This is a genomic window from Photobacterium sp. OFAV2-7 (genome assembly GCF_022347985.1).
Lineage (GTDB): Bacteria > Pseudomonadota > Gammaproteobacteria > Enterobacterales > Vibrionaceae > Photobacterium.
Genome location: NZ_JAKRFQ010000512.1, coordinates 1 through 3681, shown reverse-complemented (window position 1 = coordinate 3681; position 3681 = coordinate 1). Strand labels below are relative to the sequence as shown.

The following is a 3681-nucleotide window of genomic DNA, read 5'->3' as shown; positions in this document are numbered from 1 at the left end:
ACTCCCGGCACCATCACCAAAGGTCACACCCATATACGCGATAGCATTGATTTAAAGCGAATCATGATCATGGTGTGGCTAGCGACTTTCCCTGCCCTATTTTGGGGAATGTACAATATCGGTAACCAGGCCATTATCGCACTAAGTGCTATCTACTCTCCTGAACAGATAGTAACGCTTGCCGAAACCAACTGGCATTATGCGACAAGCCTTGCGCTTGGCGGATCTCTCGCCGACAGTGCAGGATGGGGCAGCCGCCTGTTATTGGGAGCTGCCTACTTCCTGCCAATTTATCTCACCGTTTTTATCGTCGGTGGTTTTTGGGAAGTTCTTTTCGCAGTTATACGCAAACATGAAATCAACGAAGGCTTCTTCGTCACTTCAATCTTATTTGCCCTCATTGTCCCACCCACCACTCCGTTGTGGCAAGCAGCTTTGGGGATCACCTTCGGTATTGTTGTTGCCAAGGAAGTCTTCGGGGGAACAGGTCGAAACTTTATTAATCCCGCACTCGCCGGGCGGGCTTTTCTCTACTTTGCCTATCCAGCACAACATTCTGGCGGCTTAGTCTGGGTCGCAGCCGATGGCTACACCGGTGCAACAGCGCTCAGTCAGTGGGCCGAAAGCGGTCCCTCGGCACTGATTCACAACGCAACCGGCGACTCAATTAGCTGGATGGACGCATTCATTGGCAATATACCCGGTTCTATTGGCGAGGTATCTACACTGGCACTGCTCATCGGCGGTGTCATGATTATTGCCATGGGTATTGCCTCATGGCGCATTGTTACCGGTGTTTTCCTGGGAATGGTCATCACCTCGACACTGTTCAATCTCATTGGTTCAGAGACTAATCCTATGTTTTCAATGCCGTTTTGGTGGCACCTTGTGCTAGGCGGGTTTGCATTCGGGATGTTCTTTATGGCCACCGACCCGGTTTCTGCAGCCTTTACCGACAAAGGGAAATGGGCATTTGGTGTGCTGATTGGAGTTATGACTGTTCTGCTTCGAGTGGTAAATCCGGCCTACCCTGAAGGCATCATGCTCGCAATACTCTTTGCCAACCTCTTTGCACCGATATTTGACTTTTTTGTCACTCAGGCCAACATCACAAGGAGAAAACGCCGATCCCACTTCTTATAGTTAGTCTCGTGGTTTCTCTGGCATTCAACTAAATTACATGCCAGAGGAACCGATTCTCAATATAACAATACTCATATAGGTTATCAGGCCATTCCCTCGACAAAAATAACCGGATCCTGATAACTGATCGCCATCCCTTCATCCATAAGCTCTTCGATGATATCGTCATTCATTTCGACAAACGCTTCACTCAGAATATCGCAAATCACCTCCCCTCCCGGTGTCAAAGCCAAGGCTGAGAACCAGGGTTTTAGCCTGATCTTTCCTTGCAGCACGTGATGAAGGTTCAGCATGTCTTTACGAGCAATATTCACAATGCTGTTTGCCAGGCCGGTCGCTATCCCCATAGAACGATATTCAGGCAATACATAGACAGTATGCAAAGAGAGCTCATAGCAGAGCTCTGATGAATGAAACGGAAAGCGATGATCTTCGATATAACGACTAAAAAGTGCCGTAGCAATCAGCTCGTCATGGCGATAAACAAGCAGTGCAACATCATTATCTGATTGATACCGGCGTTGAAAAGGTGCTTCCAACAGGCTTGATTCTCCTGCAAAGGTACTCATGCCGTCATTGCCATTCAGCACCTGGATTTCATAACTGGCTTCAGCAAGCGGTTTAAGAACCGTCACCCCGTCAGGTAGCCCCAAGGGTTCTATTACCCCCTCTAGAGTCAATGCAGGTAGCGACAATAATCTCACCTGCTCATAAAAAGAGCCTGCACGGTGGCCTGTCGGTTTTAAAAGTCCGAATGCATCAATTAGGAATACATCTTCACAATTATCATCAGCATGTATATCAACAACATACCATTTTTGCTTTTTATTAAGCTCCAACTCTAACGCCCATTGAACAACTTGTTGCCAACGGGAATAAGATTGAATTAATTGAAATGACGTTTCTTCCAGATGATAAACCTGATAACGATCTTGTTGCATTACATAAAACCTTGCCAATGAAAATAAGCAATCATTTGATTATTTATCATATCAAAGTTAACCAAGCTCATCGCATGGCATTAAGCAAAGTTGTGAAGTATGAGTTATTCGGTGAGAAATTTTGAGATTATAGCGACAATATTTTGGCAGTTACCTGACAATATTTTGACATCAAAAAATTGACAAAAAAAAGTCTTATTAAAGACAAAATAATTACTATATTTAATTCAATACATTGAAATTTAAACAACAAGTTTGGGATCAACATCACCTCATAAAAGGCACATGAAATATTGATAATTTATATTACATTGACTAAAGTCAGCAATGTCAGAGCAATGTCAGAAACAATAAAAACATTAGTGATTGCCATAAGGCTAACCGAAATAATAACAGCAAGGATGCTTATGAAGTAATAACTCTATTTTTATTCGTTATTAAAGACTCCATTATTATTTACTCAATAAATTTATAACAATATTAAGCAGTTAATGAAAAAATTACTTTTTATATTATTAGTAGTCGCCTCACAAAGCGCAATGGCATTCAGTGACAGACCTACCGCTGATATGGTTTTGGTTAAGAAAGCCGAACGAAAAATGTTCCTGATAAAAAACGATACCATCTTTCGTGAATATAATATCAGCCTAGGTAAGCAACCTGTTGGTCATAAGCAAAAACGGGGTGACAACCGGACACCAGAAGGACTATATACGCTCGATTTCAGAAACAGGCAAAGTAAGTTCCATCTGAGTTTGCATATCGATTATCCCAACCAGCAAGACAGATTGAGAGCTCAGCAACTCGGTGTTGATCCGGGCGGAGATATCTTTATTCACGGCCTGCCAAACGGAAAGAACATGCCCCTTGTTTATGAGGGTGTCGACTGGACCCGAGGCTGTATTGCAGTAAACAACCCGCAAATCAGAGAAATTGCCCAATACGTGTCAGACGGTACACCTATTCGAATAGCACCATAACCAGTCACTACTTAAGGATAGCTCTCCGTCCTCCAGAAGGATTGGAGTAAGGAGAGTTATCACAACCATCGTTATGCTTGCCTCACCTTATGGTTGCGTCACACGCCCATCCAGCGCAACGCGCAAGCTCTCTTCATATGACAAAGGCTTGGAGAAAAAGTATCCCTGAAGTTCTTCGACCTTCAACCCCTGTAACGTTTTCTTTTGCTGCTCGGTTTCGACCCCTTCAGCCACCATTTTAAGCCCGAGAGCCTTCGACATGCTCACCACACTGCTAATGAGAATTTCCCCTTGGTCATCGACACCAATCCGCTTGACAAAGTTTTGATCCAGCTTGACGACATCAAGCGGAAACTCGCACAGTGAATTCAACGCTGAGTAACCGGTTCCAAAGTCATCAAGTGCCAACTTGACCCCCATGTTTTTGATTACCTGCATACGGTGAATAACCTGCTTGGTCGATCCTATCAACATACTTTCGGTTATTTCGATCGTCAGATTCTCAGGCTCAATCTGATGTCGCTCAAGCACAGACTGTATCTGGTGAAGTAGCTGGGAATGTGAAAAATGCGGACTCGACAAATTCACATGCACCGATAGCGGCGCCAAACCTTTTT

4 protein-coding genes are annotated in these 3681 nt (G+C 44.1%); 2 read left to right on the top strand and 2 right to left on the bottom strand.

All coding sequences use genetic code 11. The annotated features are described in order from the left end of the window. Positions 1-1143: NADH:ubiquinone reductase (Na(+)-transporting) subunit B (locus MHN01_RS20010; protein ID WP_239412982.1), on the top strand; the 1143-nt coding region annotated here is incomplete at its 5' end. Positions 1144-1226: 83 nt separating this feature from the next. Here the strand turns inward: MHN01_RS20010 and MHN01_RS20005 are convergent. Further along, positions 1227-2084: a GNAT family N-acetyltransferase gene (locus MHN01_RS20005; RefSeq protein WP_239412980.1), complete on the bottom strand. Its 858-nt coding sequence runs from the start codon at positions 2082-2084 to the stop codon at positions 1227-1229. A gap of 491 nt (positions 2085-2575) precedes the next feature. On the opposite strand from MHN01_RS20005, the gene MHN01_RS20000 reads away from it, so the two are divergent. Continuing rightward, positions 2576-3064: a murein L,D-transpeptidase family protein gene (locus tag MHN01_RS20000; RefSeq protein ID WP_239412978.1), complete on the top strand. Its 489-nt coding sequence runs from the start codon at positions 2576-2578 to the stop codon at positions 3062-3064. Between the two features lie 87 nt (positions 3065-3151). On the opposite strand, the gene MHN01_RS19995 is transcribed toward MHN01_RS20000, so the two are convergent. Further along, positions 3152-3681: EAL domain-containing protein (locus MHN01_RS19995; protein WP_239412977.1), on the bottom strand; the 530-nt coding region annotated here is incomplete at its 5' end.